Here is a 23,545-nt window from a genome sequence, read left to right on the forward strand (position 1 = left end):
TCGCGACCGCCCCGCCGCGTGCCGCCGTGGGACCCCCATCGGCTTGCCGCCTGCGTGGCCGCCATCGCTGCGGCCTGGATGACCATGCTCGGCGCCCGCTACGCGGTGCTGGGATTCGCTGACGTGCGCGGCGGCCTGGGACTTGGCGTCGACGACGGCTCGTGGCTATCGACGGCCTATGCGGCGGGCGATGTCGGGGGCGTGGTCACCGGATGCTGGCTGGCCACCGCGTTGTCCCTGCGGCGGGTAATGCTGGGCGCGACATGCCTCTTCATGGCCGCTTCGGCGCTACTCGCGCTCAGTCCTCCCTATGCCGTCGTGCTCGTCGCGCGCACTGCCCAGGGATTGGCCGGGGGTGCGCTGTTGCCGATGGCCATCATCGCGTTGCTGCGCACCCTGCCGCCTCGACATCGCGCGCTGGCGCTGGCCCTCTACACCTCGGCCTCGACACTCGCCCCGCAGGTGGCGGCCGGAATCACGGGCTGGCTGCTGGACAACGGCGGATGGCAGTCCCTGTTTCTCGCCAACCTGCTTCCTGGCCTGCTCGTGTGGGTTGCGGGAGCGTACGGCCTGCCTCGCGAAACCCCGCGCCTGCGGCCCCTGCTTCATACCGATCGCTTCGGACTGCTACTTTTCGTGGGGGGGCTGGGTATGCTTGCCTGCGGCTTCGATCAGGGCAACCGGCTTGACTGGCTGCATTCGACACCCATTCGTGTGCTGCTCGTTGCCGGCACCGTCGCCGTATGCGGATTTGCCTGTCACGCGGCTGGCGAGCGGCGGGACCGCCTGCTCAACGTCAAGCTTCTGTCAAGGCGAAACATCGTGCTGGGCGCCTGGGGAGTCGTGCCCTTCGGGCTCGCCGCAACCGGCTGCGGTTATGTGATCCCCCAATATCTCATACAGGTCCATGACTACCGTCCGGTCGAACTGGCGCCGGTGCTGTGGGACGCCGCGTGGCCGCAGATCATCAGTTATGCCGGCGCAGTGCTGTGTCTGGACAGAAAGTGGCTGGGCGGTCCTCGCCGACTGCTCGTGCTGGGGTTCGTGCTGGTCGCGGCGGGAGTCCTCCACGACAGCCTGAGTATCGATGGCGTGTGGATCGCCGGTGATCTGCGCATCGGGCAGATCCTTCAGGGACTGGGTCTTCCCCTGATCCTGCTGCCGCTGCTGTACCTGTTTGTCGGTGATCTGATGCCACGCGAAGGGTTACATGCGGCCCTGGTGTTCAACGTGATGCGCAGTCTCGGCGGCACGATCGGACTCGCGTGGATCAGTACCCTCGACCGGGTGCGCGAGCAGGCCAGGTCCAACGTCCTCATGGACCACGTGAGCATGTCCGCCTCGGCCGTGTCCGCTCGCCTCGACGCCCTCGCGGCTGCGGTCAGCGCACGATCAACCGGCAGCGATCAGGCAATGGCGCAGGCGTTACAGCGACTGGCGGGCGACGTGCGGCGCCAGGCACAGATCCTCGCACATGCCGACACACTGGCCGCGCTTGCCGTGGCCATGCTGTCCGGCGCAGTGCTGGCCGTGTGCATGAGGTTCTATGGCTCCGGGCATCCGGGCACAGACGCCCATCGCGGAGGCGATCCGGCGCCCGGGGTTGCGCGCGCCGCAAAGCTTCCGATGACGACCGTTTCCAACACGCAGCAAAGGAGTTCCAGCCATGATCAATCTGAATGACGCCCGTCAGGTTCTCGCAGCGGCGCAGGCCGAAGCCGAGCGGATCGGCCACGCGGTGAATATCGCGGTGGTCGACGCGGGAGGCCATCTTGTCGCGCACATCCGCATGGATGGCGCGCGCATTGGCGCAATCCAGATCGCAATCGACAAGGCATTTACGGCCCGAGCCTTCGACATGAGCACCGCCGAGCTGGCCGGGTACAGCCAGCCCGGCGGACCGTTCTTCGGCATCCACAGTTCCCATGGCGGCCGCGTCGCGGTCTACGCCGGGGGCATGCCACTGCTACGCAACGGCGTGATCGTTGGAGCTATCGGCGTGAGCGGTGGCACCGGGGAACAGGATGACACTATCGCCCGCGCGGGCGTCGCGGCTTTGCACTAGCGCGTGCGCGCGCCACGGCTCGCATGGCGGCCGGTGCGCCGTGCAGGAAACGGGCAATCGCGGTTTCGATCACCGCGTCCAGATCGTCCGGAACCGGCATGTCGTATACCCACCGGCGCACGGCGAGATAGAACAGCTCGCCGTGCAGACCCCACGCCACCTCGAGCTCGTCCGCCGACAAAGCCTTGCGGGCCGGCGTGTCGCCGGACAGGCCGCGCAATTCGACGGCAAGCGGCTCGATCAGTCGCGTCTGGATCAGGGCGAGATAGCGCTGGCTGATGCCGACGCCCTTGAGCCCCGCAAACACGAAGATTCTCACCCAGTCATAGCGAAAAATCGCGTGCAGGTAGGCCTTGTAGAAGTCGATCAGCCGCGCCTCCAGGGACTTGCCGGGCTGCCTGAGCATCGCTTCCCACTCAGGCTGCCAGCGGCTCAGATAAACCTCCTCGTACACCCGGTCGATCAGGGCTTCCTTGGTCGGGAAATAGCGGAACAGATTCTGGTGGGTGATGCCGAGGCGTAGGGCCAGTTCGCGCAGTGTCCCTTCGAAACCGACCTCGGCGAAAAAACGGACCGACTCTTCGACGATCTCTTTTTCGCGATCCTCGGGCAACATGCGCCGGCGTTTAGGAAGCGCCGGCGTCCCGGATACGTCGCGCGTCGCGGCGGGCCCGCGATCGCGGGTGGATGGAATCGATTTGGTCATCTGGCCAGCATAGCGACAGATCATCGCGGGGTAAACAGGAGAAACGCACCGTGGCGGGACGTCGCCGCCACCGGTTGCCATCTGGCAAATAAGCCTTGACGGCAATCCGTAGCGCACAACATAATTACCAGTCGGTAATTAAAGAGGCGGGCCGGCGACTATTCGCCATCAGCCGTCCGTCCTCACCCCTCACCCGAACCTTTATCGATCTGGAGGAATTCATCATGAGCAACGTCACCGGAACGCCGTCGAACGATAACCAGCGCTTCCTGGCCGGCCAGGCCGCCTTCGAGCAGATCACGGGGCTGCCCTCGGGCGCCTTCCTGGACGGTCTGAAAGACCTGGCTCCGGCGATTGGCCGGTTTGTCATGGAGTGGGAGTTTGCGGATGTCTATGGCCAGAGTTCGCTCGACCTCCGTACGCGGGAAATCATCATGGTGGCCGTGTGTGCCGCACTGGGCGCGACCGCCGCTCCCATCCTGAAGCTGCGGATCGCCTCGGCTTTGCGCGCGGGCGTCTCGCGCCAGGAAGTGATCGACACGATCATCCAGATCGGCATCCCTGCCGGCGTGCCTGCAGCCCTGGCCGCGATCCAGCTTGCGGGCGAAGTATTTGCGGCGACCGACGCGTAAGACGCCGGTTTCCCGAATTCATCGGATAAGGCAGGCTTACGTGAATCGTTGTGCAAGATGCGGTGCTCGGGCGGCGATGTTGCTGATGGCGCCACTCATCACCATGCTGGCTTCCTGTACCGTGGGCCCCGATTTTCATCGGCTAGGCCGTGCCATGCCAGCGCAGTGGCAGCCGGCGGCTGGTGGCACCGCAAGCACGCCTAGCCAGCCCGTTCCCGCCACGATTGATCCGGACTGGTGGAAAATGTTTGGCGACGCGGAGCTCACGTCGCTGGTTGACCGGGCGATGACGGCCAATCTGGATGTCCGGGTGGCGAGCAGCCGGCTCCGGCAAAGTCGCGCCGGGCGCGAGGCTATCGCAGCGGACGCAGAACCCCATGTGGAAGCGGGCGCGTCCTACCAGCACGCGCGCGCCAGTTCCGTGGGACTGGTCGATCCTTCGGGCGAGCAAGGTGAACACGATTACAACGTATGGCAGGCAGGCTTCGATGCCTCGTGGGAGCTGGACCTGTGGGGACGCGTCCGGCGTGAAGTCGAGTCGGCGGATGCCACCATCGAGGGATCAGCCTACGCACGCCGTGGCGTCCTGCTTTCCGTGTGCGCAGAGACGGCTCGCAACTATATTCAATTGCGGGCGGTACAGGCCAGACTGGCCCTGCTCGACCAGGCCCGTGAAGTAGCGCATCATCGTCTCGAACTGGTGCGTATCCGCTTTGCTCACGGTGCCGCGACTCAGGTCGAGGTGGCCGGTGCGGCGTTGAGTACCGCCCACGTCGAAGCACGGCTGCCGCTCCTGCAGCAGCAGCGGGCCCATCTCGTCAACGCGCTGAGCTTGCTGCTAGGGGCACCGCCCCGCGCGCTCGAAAAGGAACTGGATGCGCCTGCCCCGGTTCCGCCCGTTCCTTCGCAGGTGCCCGTCGGCCTGCCTTCCCAGCTGGTCGAGCGACGCCCTGACATCCGGCAGGCAGAGGCAACCCTTCACGCAGCGACCGCTAATGTCGGCGTGGCCGTCGGCGATTTCTATCCCCGTATCACCTTGTCGGGCGACATGGGCGCGCAGGCGCTTCAGCTTTCCGATCTGGGAAGCTGGGGCAGCAGGACCTTCGCGATTGGCCCCGCGATCAGCCTGCCGATTTTCGAAGGCGGACGGCTGCGCGGCACACTCCGCTTGCGGCGGGCCCAGCAGCAGCAAGCGGCTATTCAGTACCAGCAGACAGTACTGCGGGCATGGCATGAGGTCGACGACGGACTGGCGGATTACGCCGCCACGCAATATCGGCTCAACCAGCTGGATCAGGCCGTGATCCAGAGTCAGCAGTCCTTTGACGACGCGCAACGCAGGTACGCTGTGGGCCTGGTTGACCTGCAGCAGGTGCTGGCCGCAAGACAAGTCTTGCTGACCAGCCGTGACGCGGCCGTAACAGGCACGGAAGACGTATCCCTCGCGCTTGTCGCCCTTTACAAGTCACTGGGCGGGGGCTGGCAGGCCGGCACCTGAACGGCGAGGCGGGGGGCGGGAGGGCCTCTGCCCTCTCAACGCGCGAGGATCGGCTTCCGGTGGAATATACTATGTTATCCGAATCATTCTTGAAAGACGGACGGAGGCGCCCACGTCCTTCCGATCCGCTGCATGAGCGTGCGCCCGCGGGGGCGACGGAGGGGCTAGCCATCGACGTCAGGCCGTCGGGAACCGCCCCGCTTCTTCGGAGCCCTTCGTCACGTAGCCCGCGCTGTAACCCGGCTGCGCATCCGGTTACGCAGCCGGATGCGCAGCCGGATGTCAGGTCACGCCATCAGTGCCATCGTAGCGGCCATGAGCCGCGTTTGACCGCCGCCCAGTAAAGCCAGCCGATCGCCACCAGCGCGATGGCCCCGCCCGCGGTCGGCAAGACCAGAAAAGACCAGCCCGGTTGCGCCGCGAAGATGATGACCGGATTGCTGCCGGCCGGCGGGTGAACGGTCCGCGTGAGCATCATCAGCATCAGCGCACAGGCTGTCGCGGCGGCCATGGGCAGATACCCGGGGCCGAACAGATGCAGACAGACGAGACCGGTCAGCGTTGTCAGAACGTGTCCTCCAAGGATGTTGCGCGGTTGCGAGAACGGGTTGCCGGGAAAGCCGAAGAGCAGGACGCAGGTCGCGCCAAACGATCCGAGAATCCACGGTTGTGCGGTGTGCTGCGCCAGCAGGCCGGCGAAGGCCAGTGCGATGAAGCCGCCCAGGCCGGCAAGCAGGATGCTGCCGGCCCGGGCGCGCCACGTCGCGGCCTCGTGTGCGCCCGCAGGCGCGACGGACGGGTTGGCCATCGATGTCAGGCCGTCTGGAACCGCGCCGCTTCTTCGGAGCCCTTCGTCGCATTGCCCGCGCTGTACGAGTGCGCGCCGACGCCCGCGAGCTTGCCGCCCTGCACGATCAGGTATTCATTGCGGATCGGACGTCCCTCGAAATAGCATTCGAGAATCTCGCGCGTGCCCGCCGCGTATCGCGCCTGTGCCGAGAGGCTGGTGCCCGAGATGTGCGGCGTCATCCCCTGGTGCGGCATGCTGCGCCACGGGTGATCCGCCGGCGCGGGCTGCGGGAACCACACGTCGCCGCCGTACCCCGCCAGTTGACCGCTTTTCAGCGCGGCGACGATCGCATCTCGGTCGCACAGCTTGCCGCGCGCCGTGTTGATCAGGTACGCGCCGCGCTTGAAGTACTTCAGCGTGTTCGCGTTGATCATGTGTTCGGTTTCAGGGTGCAGCGGGCAGTTCAGCGTCACGACGTCGCACACTTTCGCGAGGCTCTCGAGGCTCGTGTGATGCGTGAGGTTGAGTTCCTTCTCGACCGCTTCCGGCAGGCGGTGGCGATCGAGGTAATGCAGCTTCATGTCGAACGGCTTGAGCAGGCGCAGCACCCGCAGACCGATGCGACCGGCCGCGACGGTCCCCACGTGCATGCCTTCGACGTCGTACGAACGCTCCACGCAGTCTGCGATGTTCCAGCCGCCTTCGTTGGCCCAGTTGTGCGACGGAAGATAGTTGCGCACCAGCGCGAGCGTCGTCATCACGACGTGCTCGGCGACGCTATTGCTGTTGCAGTACGTGACTTCGGCGACGGTGATGCCGCGATCCATCGCCGCCTGCAAATCGGTGTGGTCCGAGCCGATGCCGGCCGTGACGATCATCTTGAGCCTGGGCGCCTTCGCGATGCGCTCGGCCGTCATATAGGCCGGCCAGAACGGCTGCGAGATGACGATCTCGGCGTCGTGCAGTTCGCGGTCGAGCACGCTGTCGGCGCCGTCCTTGCTCGACGTCACGACCAGTTGATGGCCGTTCGACTCCAGATAGCGGCGCAGGCCCAGTTCGCCCGACACGCAACCCAGCAGATGCCCCGGCGTGAAATCGATCGCCTTCGGCGTCGGCGTGGTCTGTCCGTCGGGATAGCGGGTGATCGCCGGAAGCGCGTCGCGCGCATACTGCTTCGGCATGCCCTTGACCGGATCGTCGTACAACACACACACAATCTTTGCCACGATAGTTGTCTCCACTCTGGAAAAAAGGAACCGGACGCCCAGAGGCGGCCCGTGTACGATCGCGCGGTTTGCGACCGATCGACACGCAGAAGTGTTGACTGGAGGCGTGGTGAAGGTCTAATCGTTTCGCCGTATCGCCTGATAACGGCCGCTTATGAAGCGGCGCTCGACGCGGCGGCCAGCGCGCGGGCGCGATCCGCCGGCCCACTGGAACGCCCCTGCCCTTCGGGCCATGTCGCATCAGTACGCATCAAAGGTATGAATTTTTCTCACGCGACAGGTGAGTTTCCGCGCGGTGACGCGCGCGGCGCACGCCGCCTGCGCGGCGGCGTGCGTCCCATTTCGTGCAGGGAGTCCGGTGCTATCGGTCGCCGCCGCCGGGCCAGCGAAGCGTCAATCCGATCAGCACCGGCATCACGAGCAGGACCAGCGGCAACTGCACGAGCGCGCCGGCGATGATCGCGATCGCGAGCGGTTGCAGCATCTGGTCGCCGGAGCCGCTGATCGCCGCGCCGAGCGGCACGAGCGCGAGAATCATCGCGAGCGTGCTCATCGTGATCGGGCGCAGGCGGTTGAGCGCCGCTTCGCGCAGCGCGCGCCGGGCCGGCATCGTGTCCCGCAGCATCTGGTATTCGGACACGAGGAAGATCGCCATTTCGGTCGCGATGCCGACGATCATCACCATGCCCATCATGGCCGTGATGTTGAGTTCGACGCCGGTCAGCCAGAGGCCGATGAACACTGCACCGGTCGATACGAGCGACGTGGCCATGATAACGACCGGAACGAACGGCTCCCGGTAGAGAAACAGCAGCAGGACGATCTCCGCCGCCACCGCGGCGGCGAACACCTTGAGCATGCCGCGCACGGCCATCTGCTGCTGCTTGTAGGCGCCGCCGAACGTATAGGTGACGCCGGACGGGATCAGGCCGGGCTTGTCGAGCGCGCCGCGAACGGCCGCGATGGTCGAGCCGAGATCGTGCGAGCCGCTGATCTGCGCGGTCACCGCGACGATCTGGCGGAGGTTGTCGCGCGTGAGCTCCGGCTGTCCGGAGACGAAGCGCGTGGTCGCCACGCTCGCCAGCGGAAAGATCTGGCCGTCCGGCGCGCGCAGCGGCAGCGTGCCGAGCGTGTCGCGATAGAGCGGCGCGTGCGGCGCGCCGAGCCAGAGCCGCACGCCCACGTCCTGCACGGTGCCGGGATAGCGCGTCACGACTGCGCCGTGCAGATAGTGGTACACCTGATGCTCGACGTCGGCCGGCGTCATGCGCTTGAGCGCCGCGGCCGCCGTGTCGACGTGAATGTCGAGCGCGTCGCCGGCCGGCACCACGCCATCGTCGACGGAGGCCGGCTCGATGCCGGGCACCTTGCCGAGCGCGTCGGCCACCTGCTGCGCGACTCCGTTGAGCACGCCGGGGTTCTTCGCGCTCAACTGGATCACGACCGGCTGCCGGCGGCCGACCATGTCCCCGATCATGTCGCTCATCAGCTGATGCGTGTCGAAGCTGATGCCGGGGACGCGCTGCGTGACCGTGGCGGAGATGCCGTCCATCACCTTCCAGATGTTCGGGCGCTTTGCGGGATCCACGAGGCGAACGAAGAAGTCCCCCTGATAGGTCTCGGTCAGGTCGCCACCGAGCCCCGCGCCGGTGCGGCGCGAAAAGGTGTCCACGTAGGGATCGTGCTTGAGGATCGCCTCGACCTGCTGCAGTTCGCGGTTGGTTTCGCGAAGCGACGTGCCGGGCGCCGACTGGTAGTCGAGCACGAAGCCGCCTTCGTCCATGCGCGGCAGGAAACCCGTGCCCACGTGGTGATAGGCGAGGTAGCCCGCGCCCGCAAGGATGATGAGGCCTGGCAGGATCCGCCACGGCGCCTTGAAGAGCGCGTCGAGCACGCGCGCGTGCGTGCGGCGCATCCACGTTTGCGGGCCATGTCCCGGATCCGACCACGCGCGGAAGTCGATCATCGCGCGCGCGAGCAGCGGCGCCGTGAACGCGGTGAGCAGGAACGAGATGATCAGCGACGAGGCCATCGTCAGCGACAGGAACTTGAAGAACGCGCCCGTGATGCCGGACAGGAACGCGAGCGGAATGAAGATGATCGTGGTCGCGAGCGTCGAGCCGAGCAGCGGCGACAGGAACTCGCGCGCCGCGTGCAACACGCCGGCCTGCGGATCCGCCTGATCCGGGTGACCGGCGCGGCGCGCGATGTGCTCGATCATCACGATCACGTCGTCGATCAGGAGCCCGATGGCCGCGGCGATGCCGCCGAGCGTCATGATGTTCAGCGTCATGCCGAGCAGCCACAGGATCAGCACGCTGCACAGCACCGACATCGGCACGACGATCATCGCCACTGCCGTGACGCGCCAGTTTCGCAGGAACGCGAACAGCACCCCTGCGGCAAACACGAGCCCGATCGCGATGGCTTCCTCCAGCGCGGCGATCGACGAACGCACCAGCTCGGTCTGGTCGTACCACTTGTACAGACGGATCGTGTCCGGCTGGGTTTTCATGAACGCATCGAGGCGCTGGGCCACGCGCTTCGCGAGGCTCAGCGAGTCCGCGCGATCCTGCTGGTACACGTCGAAGGTCACGGCCGGATGACCGTTGTCGTTCACGAGCAGCCACTGCGGCACGGCGCCCATGCTGACCTGCGCGAGCTGCGACAGCGGCATCACGCCGCCCTTGCCGGTACGCACCGGGGTGGCGCGCACCGAGTCGAGCGACGTGAACGCGTTGTCGCTCAGCGCGAGATACAGCAGGTCGTTGTCTTCGAGCCGGCCGACGGCCGCCACGGTATTCGTCGCCGACAGCGCGTGCGCGACGTCGGCGAGCGTCAGCCCGTAGGTCTGCAGCATCTGCGGCGTGACCGACACTTCGACTTCGGGCGTCTCGCCGCCCAGCACGCCCACGCGCCGCACGCCGGGAATGCCGGTCAGCATCGGCAGGATCTGGTAGCGCGCGGTCTCGCGCAGCGCGGCAAGCGGCACCTGGTCGGAGAGCAGCGCATACGACACGAACGGCATGATCACGTTCGGGCTCATCTGGATCGCGCTATAGGTGGTGCCCTGCGGCAGGTCCGGCAGTTTCTGCGCGAACGCCGCATCGACGCTCAGGAGTGCCTGGTTCATGTCCGAGCCCCACGGGAAATCGACGAAGATTTCCGCCGTGCCGCGCGAGGTCGTCGACGACACGTCCACCGCGCCGGGTACCGCGCGCGCGGCGGCTTCGAGCGGCTCGGTCACGTCGATCAGCATCTGCTTCGCGGGCATGCTGCCCGCATCCACCTCGATGCGGATACGCGGGAAGCTGGTCAGCGGAAACAGCCCCACCGGCAGGCTGAGCGCGGCGTAGACGCCGGCCAGCGTCAGCACGAACGCGACGGCGAGAACCGGAAGACGATGGCGGTGAAGCCAGCCGGCAAACGTCATTTCGCCTCCTGCCCACGCGGCGCCGCGACGCGCATGCGCATGCCGTCATCGAGCTGGTAGTTGCCCGACAGCACGAGCGGCTGCGCCGCGTTCAGCCCGGCGCCGCGGATCACGTCCTCGTTCCCCTGCGTGCCGGCGATCTGCACCGCGACCTTGCGCGCTTTCATGCCGTTTGCCTGCACCACGTAGGGCTCGCCGCGCTCATCGACGAGAATCGCCGCGTGCGGCACCACATAGCCGTGCGTCTCGCCGACCGTGATCGTCGCTTCGGCGGCTTCGCCGGGCAGCAGGCGGGCGTCGGGCGACGCGATCGTCACAGGCACGAGTCCCATCGCCGGATCGATCATCGCGCCGCGCTGCAGGACCGTGGCGGGCCAGCTTCGGGTGTCGCCGACCGCCGTCACGCGCGCGGTGTTGCCGCGGGCGACGAGCGCCGCACGCGCCGGCGTGACGCCGACCGTGAGCACCACGCCGTCGGGCTTCGCGAGATCCAGCAGCGGCGTACCTGCCGAGGCCCGCATGCCCGGCGACGCGGACACGCGCAGCACGATCGCGCGAAACGGCGCGCGCAGCACCGCGCGGCCAGCCGCGCCCTGAGCCTTGAGCGCCGCGAGATTCGCCCGTGCGTCGGAGGCGGATTGACGCGCATCCGCGTTTTGCTGCGCGGTCGCGAGATGCCCCGCGAACAGCTGTGCGGTGCGCGCCGCGAGGTCGTCGGCGACGCGCAGCGCCGTCTCGGCCTGCGCGTAGGCCGCCGCCGTCTGCGGATCCGGCGTGAGTTGCAGCAGCGGCGTGCCGGCGGCGACGGCTTCGCCCTGCTGCACGTAGAGGGCCGTCACCGTCGCGGAGGTCGAGGCCGTGACCGAGCGGCTCGCCGCCGGTGCGGCCTGTGCGTCGCCGTAAGCGTCGACCGTGCGCGGCAGGCTGCCTTGCCGCAACGCGGTCAGCGTGACGAGCACGCTGGGCTCGCCGGCGTCCGGCGCGGCGGCGGCATGGCCCGTCGCGGCGGCACAGCCGGCAACCAGCGCGGCCATGCGAAGGATTTTTCGATACGTCATGGGCTTACCTCGTGGAATCGGGGGGAGCGATGCGGGTGGACGGCAGTCCGAGCCCCAGCTCCAGGGCGAGTGCGATGCGCGCTTCGTCGAGTCCGCGGGCGAGATCGAATACCTGAAGGCGCTGCTGCAACGCGGTGGTTTCATCGTCCGTCAGCGCGCGCTGATCGAGATTGTCCTGTTCGTAAGCCCGCTTTGCGACCGCCGCCTGCGCGGCGGCAAGCGCGGCGTCGTGTCGCGCTTGCGTCAGAGACGCAGCGATGCGGTCGCTGCGCGCCTGCAATGCGAGGATGCCGGACACGGTGCCGTCGAGCCGGCTCTGATACTGTGCGTGGAGCAGGCGCCGTGTCGCGCGCGTGCGCGCCACCGCGCCCTGGTTGCGGTCGAAGATCGGCAAATCGAAGGTGACGGTGGGGCCGCCCGAGCGAATGTCCGATGTATCCGAGCCCCATGTGCCGCCCAGCACGAACGCCGGAAACTGCCCGAGGATCGCGGCGCGCACGTTTTCGTCGGCGCTGCGGTAGCCGAGCCGCAGCGCGATCAGGTCCGGGCGCCGCGACGCCACGCCGGCGATCAGCGCGTCGAGATCGGCGGGCAGCGCCGCAACCTCGGGCTTCGCGATCGCGAAACGCACGTCGGGTTTCAGGCCGAGCAGCGCATCGAGATCCTGCCAGTTGCGAAGCTGCGCAAGACGCAGCGTGGCGAGCGACTGGCCGGCCGCGGCCGTCGAAGCCTGCAGCGGCGCGAGCGCGGCGAGGCTCAGGCTGCCGGCATCCACCGCGCGGCTCACCGCGGACGCCGTCTTCGACAGCGACGCGAGACCGGCCTCGCTGTCCGCGATCGACCGCTCGCCCCAGTAAAGATCGACGGCGAGCAGGCGCGCTTTCTGCGCGACCTGCCACTCCTGCCAGAGCAGATCTGCATCGACCTGGGCGACGTGCGTGCGCGCGGCCGAGACGCGCGCGCGATACGTGACGAGCGACGCGATGTCCTCGCTCAGCGACGCGGAGAAGGCACCGGTCGTGCCGGGCCCGCCGAGGAACGCAGCATAGCCGAGACCGACTGAAGGATTGGGCAGCAGCGAACGCTGGATCAGGCTGGCTTGCGCAAGACCGTGCTCGCCGCGCTCCGTGCGCAGCGCGGGCGCGTTGAGGATCGCGAGCAGGCCGATCTGCCCGATGCTCAGCGGCTCATGCAGGTCGATGACGGTCGGCTCCGCGCCGGGTGACGGCGCGGGCAGCGTGTGCCGGATCTCGACGATGCGCGCGGCGAGTTGGGCGTGCCCGGGCAGCGGCAACGGATGATACGACGCGCATCCGCCGACCACGAGCGCGCTCGCGAAGGTGCCCAGAATGGGCCAGATTTTATTTGCCATAGTTGGGTGCGGCGCTGGATAACGGGGGGCTCGCGCGGGAACGCTCAGGCGCGGCGATCGGTGTCGCGGGTGGAGCGATGGGCGGCCACGCTTGCCGCCCGGGCGTGTTGCCCTGCGCCGCTCGTCCGCCGCCGGCCGCGCCCCGGAACGATTGAAGTATCCGGGGTAAACGCTTAAGAGAGCCTTAGGCGAAACGGCCGGCCGTTCGAGAAACGGTTGCGCGCGCATGGAGTGGCCGCGATGGGCGATGCGTCGTGCCCGGGCATGGCGGAACCGCCCTTCGCGCAGCGCCACAGTCACGTCATTTAATAGGAATCCGAATGAAAATGACGGTGTAAAAAGGCGATGGCAAACGAAAGCGCCTGTTTCAAGATGTTTTTTCGCTCATGGCGAGCGCGTCGTCAAGCGGCGGCGTGGGCTGCGTGAGCCGCATGGCAGCGTGCGGGGGCGCGCCGAACCGGTTGCCGCGCGCCCCGCTCCGCCGCTTGCCGGCTTACTGATATTGCTTCAGTTCGGGATCGGTGACCGGCTGGGCGGGCAGGTTGAGCAGGCCCGGCAGCATGCCGAGCTTCGGCAGGCCGTCGATGTCCGCCCAGCGGCCGCCGGACGCCTGATAGATGATCGCGGGCGTACCCTGGAAGCCCAGATTCTGGAACACCTGCAGATTGCCGTCGAGCTGCGTGCGCAGGGCCGACGGAATCACTGGCAGCGGGGCGATCCCGCCCGATTCGTCCTTGACCGAATAATGCGTTTCGAGGACTTTCAGCAGCGCCGCGCCGTCGTGCGACTGCAGCAGCGCCGCAGCCTTGCCGGCGGAATCGGGCTTCAGAAAGCCCATTGGAATCCAGTGGACCTGCAATCCTTCCGTTTCGTAAGGTTGCAGCGCCTTCCACGCAAAATGGCAAAAGACGCAGTTCGGGTCCATGAACACATAGACGGTGGCCTTGACCGCCTGGCCGCGCGCGCCTTCGACGATCGCCGGCGCGTGTTCGAAGCTCGGCGCCGATGCCGCCGGCAGGTAGCTGACCGGCGCCTCGCCGTCGGCCCGGCTGTTGGTGGACAGCAGCACGCCGGCTGCGAGCATGGCCGCAATTGAAAGTTTCTTCACGATTTCCTGACGGGGGGGTGAGAGACGGGGCTGAGAGATAACTGCGTACTTTAGCGCTAATTCGCGCCGCGTGTCGTGCCACGCGGCGCGCATCCCGTCAGGCCCTGCCCGCGTGCGCCGGACTCAGTGCACGAGGCTGCGCAGAAACGCCGAGACGCGTTCCGCGCAGGCGACCAGCACGAACGTCACGATCAGCAGGAACGCGACGGTCTGGTACTGGAACAGGTTCATCGCGGTCAGCAGCTGGAAGCCGATGCCCCCGGCGCCGACGAAACCGAGCACGAGCGACGAACGCAGGTTTTCGTCGAAGCGGAACAGGCTGATGCCGACCAGCGACGGCAACACGCCCGGCACGACCGCATGCGTGAACACCTGCATGCGGCTCGCGCCGGTGAGCGTCAGCGCCTCGACGGGGCCCATGTCCATGTCCTCGATCACCTCGGCAAACAGGCGCCCGAGCATGCCGACCGAGTGCACCGCGAGCGCGAGCGCGCCGGGAAACGGACCGAGCCCGACCGCGGTGACGAACAGCAGCGCCCACACCAGATCCGGCACGGCGCGCGTGATGCCGATCAGCGCGCGCGCGCCGAAATAGACCGGCTTGCCGGGCGTCAGATTGCGTGCTGCCAGCACCGCGAGCGGGAACGCGAACAGCACGCCGAACACGGTGCCGAAGATCGCGAGGTCCACGGTCTCGACCACCGGCTCGAGGCTCGGCACGAACTGGTCGAAGGCCGGCGGCATGGCGCGCGACAGGATGTCGGCCATCCCGTGCGCACCCGTCAGCAGATCCTGCGGACGCGCCTGAACGCCGATCCACGACTGCACGAAGAGCGCCGCGCAGGCGATCAGCACGCCCACGCCAAACAGCTTGCGCCCGAGCGGGCCGACGCCGGCCGAGGTGATTCGATAAGAAGTACTCATCATGTGTGCGCGGCGTAGAGCGCCGCGATCTCCTCGTCGGAAACGGCCGAGGCCGGCCGGTCGAACACCATGCGGCCCTGACGCAGCCCGATCAGACGGTCCGCATAGCGCGTCGCGAGTTCGGTCTGATGCAGCACGCACACGACCGCCAGTCCGTCGACGCTCGCGAGCCGCCGCAGCAGGCGCATCACTTCGTCGGCGGCTTCGGGGTCGAGGCTCGCGACCGGCTCGTCGGCGAGCAGCACCGTCGGACGCTGCGCGAGCGCCCGTGCGACCGCGACCCGCTGCGCCTGACCGCCGGAGAGCGTGCCGGCGCGCTGTCCGGCGAGATGCAGCAGCCCGACTTCGTCGAGGTAGCGCCGCGCGGGTTCCATTTCGTCGCGCGGCGCGCGCCCGAACGCGGTCGCGAACGTCCGGTGCCGGCCGAGCGCGCCGCAGCAGACGTTCGACAGCACGCTGCGCCGCTTCACGAGGTTCGCATGCTGCGAGATCAGCGCCAGCGGCAGTCGCGCGTCGCGCAGCGCGCGGCCCGACAGCGTGGCGAGTTCCTTGCCGGCGATCTTTACCGACCCGCCGCTTGGGCGGTTCAGCCCGACCACGCATTTCAGGAACGTCGACTTGCCGCAGCCGTTGCTGCCCAGCACGACCACCATCTCCCCCGCCCGCACCGACACGCTGAGGTCGGTGAGCGCGGTATGGCCGTTCGCATAGCGCATCGTCAGGTTGCGGACCGCGAGCGGCGCGTGCGCACCGAGTGCCTCGGGGCGCGCCGCGTGCGGCGCACCCGCGTCATCCGGTGCGATCAGGCCGGCTGGCGGAAGCGCGAGGCGCCCGCCCGTCGCGGAGACAGCGGAGATCGTGTTCACAGTTTGGCCAGATCGATGTTGAGGGTCGACACCAGATCGCGAATCTGGTTGTAGGCCGCGTCGGTCTGCGGCACCGTGCGCAGCGCAGGATTCTCGTTCGACGCGAGGAATTTCTGGTCCGCCTCGGGCAGTTCGTGCAGATCGAGCGTGCTCAGCACGTGCGCGAGGCGCGCCTTGAAGTCCGCCGGCAGATCGCCGCGCACCGCGAGCGGATCGAGCGGAATCGGCTGCGACTGCCACAGCGTGATGAACGCCTTCGGATCGTACTGGTTGTGCAGCTTCGCGCTGGCGATTTCCTCGCTATTCAGCTCGCCCGCCTCGACCTTGTGATTGAGCAGTGCTTCGTATGACGCGGTATGGCTGCCCGCGTAGATCGCGTTCACGCCCTTGTCCGGATCGACGCCCGCCTTGCGCAGACCGTAGGCCGGAAACAGATGGCCGGAGGTCGACGCCGGGTCCGCGTACGCGAACGAGCGGCCGCGCGTGTCGGCGACCGTATGGATGCCGGAGCCCGGCCACGTGACGATCGACGCGTAGTACGTCGCGGGCTTGCCGTCATCGCCGGCGAACGATGCCACTGCTTCGGCGTGCGCGACCTGGTGGGCGAGCACGTAGCCGAGCGGGCCGAATTCGCCGAATTCCAGCTTGTCGTTGCGCATGGCTTCGATTTCGGCGTTGTAGCTGGTCGCCACATAGAGCTTCACGTCGCAGCCGAGCTTCTTGCCGATCAGCTTCGCCAGATCCGAGTACACCGGCAGCAGGCGCTGGGCCGACTCGTACGGTTCGACCCCGAAACGCACGACACCGTCGTTCGGGCACGTGCCGGCTGCGTGGGCCAGCGGGGTGGCGAGGCCCGCGGCAAGCGCGACCGCGGCGAGATATCCGGAAACCTTCATCGTTTTTCCCTTGAGAAGTAGAACGACACGACCGATGTCCGTGGACGCGGTCTGCCCCTGTCGAAATACGCACAGGCCGGTATTGCCGTGCGATGAGGCCATTGTGGGATGCCCAGATGATGAAAATGTGAACGCGGCGCATACCGGAAAAATTTTTGTTCGATATGACCGGATGTCGAGATGTATAGATGTTTAAAGGCGGCCTTGGGGCACCATCAAGGCACCATCAAGGCATCTTCAAGGCTTCTGGCAGGGAGTGAAGAAAGGAGTGGCCACCCGCGCTTGGCGGGCGGCGCGTGCGTCGATCGGGACGGCGCGCGCCGCCCTTCCCCGCTGCGCGCGTCAGCGCCCGCGCAGCAGCGCGACCAGCGCGTGGCCGGCGTCTTCCAGCGCGCCGGAATTGTCGATCGTCGTGACCGGCATGCCCGGCGGCGCGGCGAGCGCGACGCGGCGGGCCAGCCGCGCGGCGACCTGCTCGCGGGTTTCGCGCCCGCGCGACGCAAGGCGCGTCGCCAGCACGCCCGGATGGGCGTCGACGTGCACCGCTTCGAGCGACGCGTAGCGCGCGAACGCCTCGGCCAGATGCGCGCGCGATCCGTTGACGACGACCGTGCAGCCGCGCGCGAGCCAGCTGTCGATCTCGATGCCGATGCCGTAGCGGAACTGGTGGCTCGCCCACTGCAGCGCGAACAGCCCGCGTTCGGCGCGCATCGCGAATTCGGCGTCGCTCAGGCAGATGTGATTTTCGCCGCCCGCGTCGGCGGGCCGCGTGATATAGCGGTGCGCGAACATCACGCAAGCGCCGGCAAGATGGGCGCGGGCGAAGCCGAGCAGCGTGTCCTTGCCTGCACCGGACGGGCCCATCACGTAGACGATGCGGCCGTTCACGCGCACCCCGCCTGTGCGGGTCCGAGCGGCAACCGCGCCGCGAGCGTGAACGGCGCGTCGCGCTGCGGCTCGACGAACAGGCCGACCTGCGCGATGCGCAGCGCGCCGAGCGCCGCTTCGCGGCTGCGCCACCAGTCGATCAGGATCTCGCGCTCGGGCGTATCGATCGAATCGGACAACGTCATATGAAAGCGGAATTCGTCGAGCACGTATGGATAGCCCCAGCGTTCGAGCAACGCCTGCTGCCGTTCGCTGAGGCCCGCGTCGAGCCGCCGGGCGCGCTCGGCGGCCGACGGCAGCGCCCGCCACGGCGCGAACGCGTGCAGGGCATCCGCGGCGAGCGCGCGCATGGCGTGCGCGGCTGCGTCGGTGGCGGGGCGCAGCGCGACGAAACGCCCGAGCGCGTCGACCGTCACCGGCAGATCGAACGGCGTCTGGCGGCGCGCCCAGTCGCGCGCGTGCGCGAGCAGTGCATCGAACGCAAGGTCCTCCGGCAGATGCGCCGGCGCGAGCAGCGTGCCGTGCCAGCCGTAGCGGCGCGGCGCGCGCGTGAGCTGCGCGACGTCGAGTCCGCGCGCATCGAGCGCGGGGACGAGCGGCGGCATCAGCGCGGCGCCGGACTCGGGGTCGCGCCCGAGCCACTCGCAGCCGGCCGCCCACCAGGCGCTGTCGCGCGCGGGTACGTAGTAGAGCGCCACCCGGCCGCCGGCCGGGCCACGCGGCGCGTCGCGGTGCGCAGGCGAGGCCGCGCCGCTCATCGCTCCTGCTCCACGTACAGTTGAACGCGGTCCGCGGCGAAATGCGTGACGCCGTATTTGATCGGCACCCCCGCGCTGTCGACGTCCACGTTCTCGACCCACAGCACCGGCTGCTGCCGGTTGATGCTCAGGCGCAGCGCGGTCTGCGCATCGGGCAGCGTGCTGCCGATGCGGCTCCAGCGGCGCGTGTAGTCGTTCACGCCGAACTCGGCGAGCGCTGCCGACGCGCTGCCGTGCGAGCGCTCCAGCACGTCCGGAAAGCGCGCGAAGCGCGCCGCCGGATACCACGCGTACGCATGCGTGAGCGGCACGCCGTCGGCCTCGTGCAGCGACTCGATCCGGTAGACGAGCGTGCCGGTGCGCAGCCCGAGCGCCTTCGCGACGTTCGGCTCGGCCTTGACGATCTCCGAGCCGAGCAGCGTGCCGCTCGTCAGGTGCCCCTGCTCGCGCAGATTCTCGGTGAAGCGCGTGCGCCGGCCAATCGTGTAGTCGATCGCGCCGGGCTGCACGAACGTGCCGCGCCCCTGCTCGACGCTCACGAGCCCCTGGGCGGCGAGGCCGAGCATCGCGCGGCGGATCGTGTGGCGATTCACGCCGAAGCGGCGGGCCAGCTCGGTTTCGCTCGGCAGCCGGCCGCTGTCGCCGAAGCCGCTGGCGGCGATCTCGGCGGCCAGCACCTGCCCGATCTGCCGCCAGACGGCGACGCCCGAGCCGCGTTCGAGCGTGCCGGGGCGAAAAGCGGCCGCGTCGGCCGCGCTTGCGCGATCGTTCTTCTCTCGTGTCGTCTTCATGTCATCCAGGTTCGCTTCAATCTCGGCTTGGTCGTCCATTGTAGGGCCGTGGCGCGCGCACATGATGAAAGTCACGGCCACGAAAGTGTCACATGGATGACCCGATCGACATGCTAACATGCGCTTCATGTCATCTAGACGACTAGATGTCGGTACAGCCTGAACAGGCATGAGTCCGGCGCGGCGCGCCGTGCCGTCGAGGCCGATCGGCCTGTGCCGTGGCTGGTCGTCCCGTTTGAAGGAGCTTGCCCATGAACGATGCCCTCTCCCCCCCGACCGACGAACGGCGCGCGTGGCTCGCGCTGCTCGCCCGCGCGCCGCGCGCGCTGATCGAAGCCGCGTTGGCCCACGTGGGCGACGGCGCGCCGCTGCCCGCTTTCGACTGGCTGCGCGCGCCGCAAACCGGGCTCGCGATGGTGCGCGGCCGGATCGGCGGCACGGGCGACGCGTTCAATCTCGGCGAGGCGACCGTCACGCGCGCGGTGCTGCGGCTCAGGACGAGCGAAGGCACGCATGTCGGCATCGCCTGCCAGCTCGGACGCGACAAGCGCCGCGCGGAGCTTGCCGCGCTCGCCGACGCGCTGCTGCAGACGTCGGCCGCGCGCGACGCGCTGCGCACGCATCTGCTCGATCCGCTCAGCGCGCAGCTTGCCGCCGCACGCGATGCGCGCGAAGCGCACACCGCATCGACGCGGGTCGATTTCTTCACGATGGTCCGGGGCGAATGATGCGCAATACGTCTGTTCCTTTCGACACGCTGCTCGCCGGCTTCGGCGATCCGGTACACGACGCGCAACGCGTGTTTCGCGTGCTGCTCGATGCGCTCGCGCGTCCGGGCACGTGCTGCACGCTCGATATCGCACTCGACCCGGCGCTCGCGCCGCGTCCCGCGGCCGCGTATGCCGCGCTGCTCGCGCTCGCGGACTACGGCACGCCCGTCTGGCTGGCTGCCGCCGACGAGGTGCTCGCGCAATCGGTGCGCTTTCACACCGGCGCGCCGCTTGCGCAAGATCCCGGCGACGCGGCGTTCGCGTACATCGCCGACGCGGCGTTGCTGCCGCCGCCCGCGGCGTTCGCGGGCGGCACGCCCGAAGCGCCGCAGGACTCGGCCACCGTGTTCGTGCGCGTCGACGCGCTGTCGGGGGGGCGGCCGCTCGCGCTGAGCGGGCCCGGCATCGCGTCGCACGCGCTGATTGCGCCTGCCGGCCTGCCCGACACGTTCTGGGATGCGCGCGCCGCGCTGGCAAAACGCGCGCCGTGCGGCATCGACTGTTATCTGATCTGCGGGGATGCCGTCGTCGGCATTCCGCGCACGACCCGAGTGGAGTGGCACTGATGTACGTTTCAGTCAAAGGAGGCGAGCGCGCGATCGAGGCGTCATGGCGCCTGCTCGACGACGCGCGGCGCGGCGACCCGGCCGTCGCCGAGCTGGGCGTCGCGCAGATCCGCGAGCAGATGCGCCTCGCGGTGGCGCGCGTGATGACCGAAGGCTCCGTCTACGACGAGGAACTCGCCGCGCTCGCGATCAAGCAGGCCGCGGGCGATCTCGTCGAGGCGATCTTCCTGCTGCGCGCGTATCGCACGACGCTGCCGCGTTTCGGCTATACGTGCCCGCTCGACACCGAGCGCATGACCATCGCGCGGCGCATCTCGGCTACGTTCAAGGACGTGCCCGGCGGCCAGTTGCTCGGCCCGACCTACGATTACACGCAGCGGCTGCTCGACTTCGCGCTGCTCGCGGACGGCGCGCCGTCCGCTGCCGCCGGCGCGCGCGCAGACGCGGACGATGCGGACGATGCGCGAAGCCCGCACGGCGCGCATCGTGCGGACCATGCGGACCGTGCGGACCACGCACAGGAAGCGCGCGCGCACGACGCCGGGCAACGCGCGGCCTGCGCCAACGCTGACGCCAACACGAACACCGACACCGACGCCCACGCGCGGCATGCGGCGGCTCGCGCCCGCGTGCCGCGCGTGTCGTCGCTGCTCGGCGCCGAAGGGCTCGTCGAACAGGAGCGGCGCGGCGTCTATCCGGGCGAGCCGGGCGACCTCGCGCTCGAACCGCTGCTGATGCCGGCCGACCGGCCGCTGCGCCTGCAGAATCTCGCGCGCGCCGACGAAGGCTTCCTGCTGTCGATGGGCTATTCGACGCAGCGCGGCTATGCGCGCAATCATCCGTTCGTCGGCGAGATCCGCTTCGGCACGGTGGCCGTCGAAATGGACATCGACGAACTGGATTTCGCGGTCGAACTCGGCGACATCGCCGTTACCGAGTGCCAGATGGTCAACCAGTTCGCGGGCAGCCGCGCGGTCGCGCCGACCTTCACGCAAGGCTACGGCCTCGCGTTCGGCCATGCCGAGCGCAAGGCGATGGCCATGGCGCTAGTCGATCGCGCGTTGCGCGCCGACGAGCTCGGCGAGCGCGTGACGGCGCCCGCGCAGGATCCGGAGTTCGTGCTGTATCACAGCGACAGCGTCGAGGCGTCGGGCTTCGTGCAGCATCTGAAGCTGCCGCATTACGTGGATTTCCAGTCCGAACTCGAACTGGTGCGGCGCCTGCGCGCGGAACATGCGCGACAGGCCGACCAGGCGCAGCACGCGCAACCACCCGCCGCGCACGATGCGGCGCAACCCGGGGAGGACGCGGCATGAACGCGCACGACACTGCGGCGCACACCGCCGCGCACGATACGCTCGACGGCTACAACTTCGCGTATCTCGACGAGCAGACCAAGCGCATGATCCGCCGCGCACTGCTGAAAGCCGTCGCGATTCCGGGCCACCAGATACCGTTCGGTTCGCGCGAAATGCCGCTGCCGTATGGCTGGGGCACCGGCGGGATCCAGGTGACGGCCGCGATCATCGGCCTCGACGATACGCTGAAGGTGATCGACCAGGGCTGCGACGATACGACGAACGCGGTCAACATCCGGCGCTTCTTCGCGCGCACGGCCGGGGTCGCGACCACCACGCGCACCGCGGACGCGACGATCGTGCAGACCCGTCACCGGATTCCCGAAACGCCGCTCACGGCGCAGCAGATCATCGTCTACCAGGTGCCGATGCCCGAGCCGCTGTACCGGCTCGAACCGCGTCTCACCGAGTGCCGCAAGCTCCACGCGCTCGGCGAATACGGGCTCATCAACGTGAAGTTGTACGAAGACATCGTGCGCTTCGGCAGCATTGCGACGACCTACGATTACCCGGTGATCGTCAACGGCCGCTATCTGAGCGCGCCCTCGCCGATCCCGAAGTTCGACAATCCGAAAATGCACATGAATCCGGCTCTCCAGCTGTTCGGCGCGGGACGCGAACGGCGCATCTACGCGATTCCGCCGTACACGAGCGTGCGCAGCCTCGATTTCGAGGACCATCCTTTCGAGGTGCAGCGCTGGGATCACGCGTGCGCGCTTTGCGGGTCGCGCGAGAGCTTTCTCGACGAGATGATCGTCGACGATCGCGGTGCGCGGCTGTTCGTCTGCTCGGACAGCGACTACTGCAGCGAGCGCGCCGCCGGCGCGTCGCCGCAGGACGCTGCACCGGCGCAGGACGCCGCACCGGCGCAGGACGCCGCGGCCATCCCCGGAGACGACGCATGACGCCCCTGCTGAGCGCACGCGGCCTGACGAAGCATTACGGCGCGCAGCGCGGCTGCGCGGACGTGAGCTTCGACCTGTACCCCGGCGAGGTGCTGTGCGTGGTCGGCGAATCGGGGTCGGGCAAATCGACGCTGCTGAACACGATCGCGCTGCGCGCGCGCGCCGACGGCGGCCGCCTCGCCTATACGGCCGGCGACGGCGACACGCTCGATCTGCTGACGCTCGCGGAGCCGCGCCGGCGTGCGCTGATGCGCGCCGAGTGGGGCTTCGTCGAGCAGAATCCGCGCGACGGGCTGCGCATGGACGTGTCGGCCGGCGCGAACATCGGCGAGCCGCTGATGGCAGTCGGCGCGCGCCACTACGGACGGATCCGCGAGACCGCGCAAAGCTGGATGGAGCGGGTCGAACTCGACGCCGCGCGCATCGACGAGCGGCCGAAGGCATTTTCGGGCGGCATGCAGCAGCGCTTGCAGATCGCGCGCAATCTGGTCACCGGACCGCGCCTCGTACTGATGGACGAACCGACCGCCGGCCTCGACGTATCGGTGCAGGCGCGTCTGCTCGACCTGCTGCGCACGCTGAGCGCGCAACTGCATCTGGCGTGCATGATCGTCACCCACGACATCGGCGTCGCGCGGCTGCTCGCGCACCGGCTGATGGTGATGCAGGGCGGACGCGTCGTCGAGACGGGCCTCACCGACCAGGTGCTCGACGATCCGCAGCATCCTTATACGCAACTGCTCGTCGCATCGGTGCTGCCGGTCTGATGACGCGGCTTGCGGCGATGCTTCGGACGCGGCGCACAGCATGAAACCGCGCGCGGTGCGCAACGCCGGGCAGCACAGCAGTCAGCACGCCGGGCAGCGCAGCGGGCGGAACACCGAACAGAACGCTGAGCAGCACGCTGAGCGGAACACCAGGCAGCACACGGAGCA

At 68.3% G+C, this 23,545-nt stretch carries 22 protein-coding genes; 9 read left to right on the plus strand and 13 right to left on the minus strand.

The window, feature by feature from the left end; translation table 11 throughout:
* Positions 1 to 54: 54 nt before the first annotated feature.
* A complete protein-coding gene (locus AC3AP7_RS08075) occupies positions 55 to 1,683 on the plus strand; it encodes an MFS transporter (RefSeq protein WP_475764154.1) in 1,629 nt (542 codons plus the stop codon).
* Complete coding sequence (locus AC3AP7_RS08080) at positions 1,667 to 2,065, plus strand: GlcG/HbpS family heme-binding protein (RefSeq protein ID WP_475764152.1); 399 nt, start codon at positions 1,667 to 1,669, stop codon at positions 2,063 to 2,065. Before AC3AP7_RS08075 ends, AC3AP7_RS08080 begins: the two co-directional genes overlap by 17 nt.
* Here the strand turns inward: AC3AP7_RS08080 and AC3AP7_RS08085 are convergent.
* The gene (locus AC3AP7_RS08085) at positions 2,031 to 2,771 is read right to left on the minus strand and encodes a TetR/AcrR family transcriptional regulator (RefSeq protein WP_475764150.1); all 741 of its coding nucleotides are present in this window, start codon (positions 2,769 to 2,771) and stop codon (positions 2,031 to 2,033) included. The genes AC3AP7_RS08080 and AC3AP7_RS08085 overlap by 35 nt on opposite strands.
* Before the next feature lie 224 nt (positions 2,772 to 2,995).
* Here AC3AP7_RS08085 and AC3AP7_RS08090 point away from each other — a divergent pair, with 224 nt between their 5' ends.
* Positions 2,996 to 3,403, plus strand: a complete 408-nt coding sequence (locus tag AC3AP7_RS08090) for a carboxymuconolactone decarboxylase family protein (protein ID WP_475764149.1) — start codon at positions 2,996 to 2,998, stop codon at positions 3,401 to 3,403.
* 85 nt (positions 3,404 to 3,488) lie between these two features.
* Complete coding sequence (locus AC3AP7_RS08095; protein WP_475764147.1) at positions 3,489 to 4,901, plus strand: efflux transporter outer membrane subunit; 1,413 nt, start codon at positions 3,489 to 3,491, stop codon at positions 4,899 to 4,901.
* Positions 4,902 to 5,196: 295 nt separating this feature from the next.
* Here AC3AP7_RS08095 and AC3AP7_RS08100 read toward each other — a convergent pair whose 3' ends face one another.
* The 12 genes from AC3AP7_RS08100 to phnF form a co-directional block, all read right to left on the minus strand.
* Entirely contained in the window at positions 5,197 to 5,709 is a 513-nt protein-coding gene (locus AC3AP7_RS08100; RefSeq protein WP_475764145.1) for an HPP family protein, read from the minus strand.
* 5 nt (positions 5,710 to 5,714) lie between these two features.
* Positions 5,715 to 6,917, minus strand: coding sequence for an NAD-dependent formate dehydrogenase (locus AC3AP7_RS08105; RefSeq protein WP_475764143.1), 1,203 nt, complete (start codon positions 6,915 to 6,917; stop codon positions 5,715 to 5,717).
* A gap of 361 nt (positions 6,918 to 7,278) precedes the next feature.
* The gene (locus tag AC3AP7_RS08110) at positions 7,279 to 10,350 is read right to left on the minus strand and encodes an efflux RND transporter permease subunit (RefSeq protein WP_475764141.1); all 3,072 of its coding nucleotides are present in this window, start codon (positions 10,348 to 10,350) and stop codon (positions 7,279 to 7,281) included.
* Entirely contained in the window at positions 10,347 to 11,408 is a 1,062-nt protein-coding gene (locus AC3AP7_RS08115; RefSeq protein WP_475764139.1) for an efflux RND transporter periplasmic adaptor subunit, read from the minus strand. The genes AC3AP7_RS08110 and AC3AP7_RS08115 overlap by 4 nt, the downstream gene beginning before the upstream one ends.
* A gap of 4 nt (positions 11,409 to 11,412) precedes the next feature.
* Entirely contained in the window at positions 11,413 to 12,780 is a 1,368-nt protein-coding gene (locus AC3AP7_RS08120; protein WP_475764137.1) for a TolC family protein, read from the minus strand.
* A 493-nt stretch (positions 12,781 to 13,273) separates the two neighbouring features.
* On the minus strand, positions 13,274 to 13,888 hold the full coding sequence (locus AC3AP7_RS08125; RefSeq protein WP_475764136.1) for a thioredoxin fold domain-containing protein: 615 nt from the start codon (positions 13,886 to 13,888) through the stop codon (positions 13,274 to 13,276).
* A gap of 123 nt (positions 13,889 to 14,011) precedes the next feature.
* Entirely contained in the window at positions 14,012 to 14,815 is an 804-nt protein-coding gene (phnE, locus tag AC3AP7_RS08130) for a phosphonate ABC transporter, permease protein PhnE (RefSeq protein WP_475764134.1), read from the minus strand.
* Positions 14,812 to 15,678 (minus strand): phosphonate ABC transporter ATP-binding protein, encoded by an 867-nt coding sequence (gene phnC / locus AC3AP7_RS08135; RefSeq protein ID WP_475764132.1) that lies wholly within the window; start codon positions 15,676 to 15,678, stop codon positions 14,812 to 14,814. The genes phnE and phnC overlap by 4 nt, the downstream gene beginning before the upstream one ends.
* Positions 15,675 to 16,574 carry a phosphate/phosphite/phosphonate ABC transporter substrate-binding protein gene (locus tag AC3AP7_RS08140; RefSeq protein ID WP_475764130.1) on the minus strand — a complete coding sequence of 300 codons (900 nt, stop codon included), beginning with the start codon at positions 16,572 to 16,574 and terminating at the stop codon, positions 15,675 to 15,677. Before AC3AP7_RS08140 ends, phnC begins: the two co-directional genes overlap by 4 nt.
* Before the next feature lie 342 nt (positions 16,575 to 16,916).
* Entirely contained in the window at positions 16,917 to 17,462 is a 546-nt protein-coding gene (gene phnN, locus AC3AP7_RS08145) for a phosphonate metabolism protein/1,5-bisphosphokinase (PRPP-forming) PhnN (protein ID WP_475764128.1), read from the minus strand.
* Positions 17,459 to 18,220: a DUF1045 domain-containing protein gene (locus AC3AP7_RS08150; RefSeq protein WP_475764126.1), complete on the minus strand. Its 762-nt coding sequence runs from the start codon at positions 18,218 to 18,220 to the stop codon at positions 17,459 to 17,461. Before AC3AP7_RS08150 ends, phnN begins: the two co-directional genes overlap by 4 nt.
* A complete protein-coding gene (gene phnF / locus AC3AP7_RS08155; RefSeq protein ID WP_475764125.1) occupies positions 18,217 to 19,011 on the minus strand; it encodes a phosphonate metabolism transcriptional regulator PhnF in 795 nt (264 codons plus the stop codon). The genes AC3AP7_RS08150 and phnF overlap by 4 nt, the downstream gene beginning before the upstream one ends.
* A gap of 251 nt (positions 19,012 to 19,262) precedes the next feature.
* Between phnF and phnG the strand changes: the two genes are divergently transcribed.
* The 5 genes from phnG to phnK are packed head-to-tail and all read left to right on the plus strand — an operon-like array spanning position 19,263 to position 23,377.
* Positions 19,263 to 19,739 (plus strand): phosphonate C-P lyase system protein PhnG, encoded by a 477-nt coding sequence (gene phnG / locus AC3AP7_RS08160; RefSeq protein WP_475764123.1) that lies wholly within the window; start codon positions 19,263 to 19,265, stop codon positions 19,737 to 19,739.
* On the plus strand, positions 19,739 to 20,347 hold the full coding sequence (phnH, locus tag AC3AP7_RS08165; RefSeq protein WP_475768025.1) for a phosphonate C-P lyase system protein PhnH: 609 nt from the start codon (positions 19,739 to 19,741) through the stop codon (positions 20,345 to 20,347). The genes phnG and phnH overlap by 1 nt, the downstream gene beginning before the upstream one ends.
* On the plus strand, positions 20,347 to 21,663 hold the full coding sequence (locus AC3AP7_RS08170; RefSeq protein WP_475764121.1) for a carbon-phosphorus lyase complex subunit: 1,317 nt from the start codon (positions 20,347 to 20,349) through the stop codon (positions 21,661 to 21,663). The genes phnH and AC3AP7_RS08170 overlap by 1 nt, the downstream gene beginning before the upstream one ends.
* Positions 21,660 to 22,610, plus strand: a complete 951-nt coding sequence (locus AC3AP7_RS08175) for an alpha-D-ribose 1-methylphosphonate 5-phosphate C-P-lyase PhnJ (protein ID WP_475764119.1) — start codon at positions 21,660 to 21,662, stop codon at positions 22,608 to 22,610. The genes AC3AP7_RS08170 and AC3AP7_RS08175 overlap by 4 nt, the downstream gene beginning before the upstream one ends.
* Positions 22,607 to 23,377, plus strand: a complete 771-nt coding sequence (phnK, locus tag AC3AP7_RS08180; protein ID WP_475764118.1) for a phosphonate C-P lyase system protein PhnK — start codon at positions 22,607 to 22,609, stop codon at positions 23,375 to 23,377. The genes AC3AP7_RS08175 and phnK overlap by 4 nt, the downstream gene beginning before the upstream one ends.
* Positions 23,378 to 23,545: the final 168 nt, after the last annotated feature.

It is taken from the genome of Paraburkholderia sp. PAMB 6770 (genome assembly GCF_057748135.1).

What these genes read in the sequence shown, in the direction of transcription:
- AC3AP7_RS08085 (WP_475764150.1), bottom strand. Translation starts at nt 2,771, where the DNA reads ATGACCAAATCGATTCCATCCACCCGCGATCGCGGGCCCGCCGCGACG.
- phnK (WP_475764118.1), top strand. Translation starts at nt 22,607, where the DNA reads ATGACGCCCCTGCTGAGCGCACGCGGCCTGACGAAGCATTACGGCGCG.
- AC3AP7_RS08140 (WP_475764130.1), bottom strand. Translation starts at nt 16,574, where the DNA reads ATGAAGGTTTCCGGATATCTCGCCGCGGTCGCGCTTGCCGCGGGCCTC.
- AC3AP7_RS08150 (WP_475764126.1), bottom strand. Translation starts at nt 18,220, where the DNA reads ATGAGCGGCGCGGCCTCGCCTGCGCACCGCGACGCGCCGCGTGGCCCG.
- AC3AP7_RS08090 (WP_475764149.1), top strand. Translation starts at nt 2,996, where the DNA reads ATGAGCAACGTCACCGGAACGCCGTCGAACGATAACCAGCGCTTCCTG.
- AC3AP7_RS08170 (WP_475764121.1), top strand. Translation starts at nt 20,347, where the DNA reads ATGTACGTTTCAGTCAAAGGAGGCGAGCGCGCGATCGAGGCGTCATGG.
- AC3AP7_RS08080 (WP_475764152.1), top strand. Translation starts at nt 1,667, where the DNA reads ATGATCAATCTGAATGACGCCCGTCAGGTTCTCGCAGCGGCGCAGGCC.
- phnE (WP_475764134.1), bottom strand. Translation starts at nt 14,815, where the DNA reads ATGATGAGTACTTCTTATCGAATCACCTCGGCCGGCGTCGGCCCGCTC.
- AC3AP7_RS08110 (WP_475764141.1), bottom strand. Translation starts at nt 10,350, where the DNA reads ATGACGTTTGCCGGCTGGCTTCACCGCCATCGTCTTCCGGTTCTCGCC.
- AC3AP7_RS08095 (WP_475764147.1), top strand. Translation starts at nt 3,489, where the DNA reads ATGGCGCCACTCATCACCATGCTGGCTTCCTGTACCGTGGGCCCCGAT.
- phnG (WP_475764123.1), top strand. Translation starts at nt 19,263, where the DNA reads ATGAACGATGCCCTCTCCCCCCCGACCGACGAACGGCGCGCGTGGCTC.
- AC3AP7_RS08115 (WP_475764139.1), bottom strand. Translation starts at nt 11,408, where the DNA reads ATGACGTATCGAAAAATCCTTCGCATGGCCGCGCTGGTTGCCGGCTGT.
- AC3AP7_RS08175 (WP_475764119.1), top strand. Translation starts at nt 21,660, where the DNA reads ATGAACGCGCACGACACTGCGGCGCACACCGCCGCGCACGATACGCTC.
- phnF (WP_475764125.1), bottom strand. Translation starts at nt 19,011, where the DNA reads ATGAAGACGACACGAGAGAAGAACGATCGCGCAAGCGCGGCCGACGCG.
- phnH (WP_475768025.1), top strand. Translation starts at nt 19,739, where the DNA reads ATGCGCAATACGTCTGTTCCTTTCGACACGCTGCTCGCCGGCTTCGGC.
- AC3AP7_RS08100 (WP_475764145.1), bottom strand. Translation starts at nt 5,709, where the DNA reads ATGGCCAACCCGTCCGTCGCGCCTGCGGGCGCACACGAGGCCGCGACG.
- AC3AP7_RS08120 (WP_475764137.1), bottom strand. Translation starts at nt 12,780, where the DNA reads ATGGCAAATAAAATCTGGCCCATTCTGGGCACCTTCGCGAGCGCGCTC.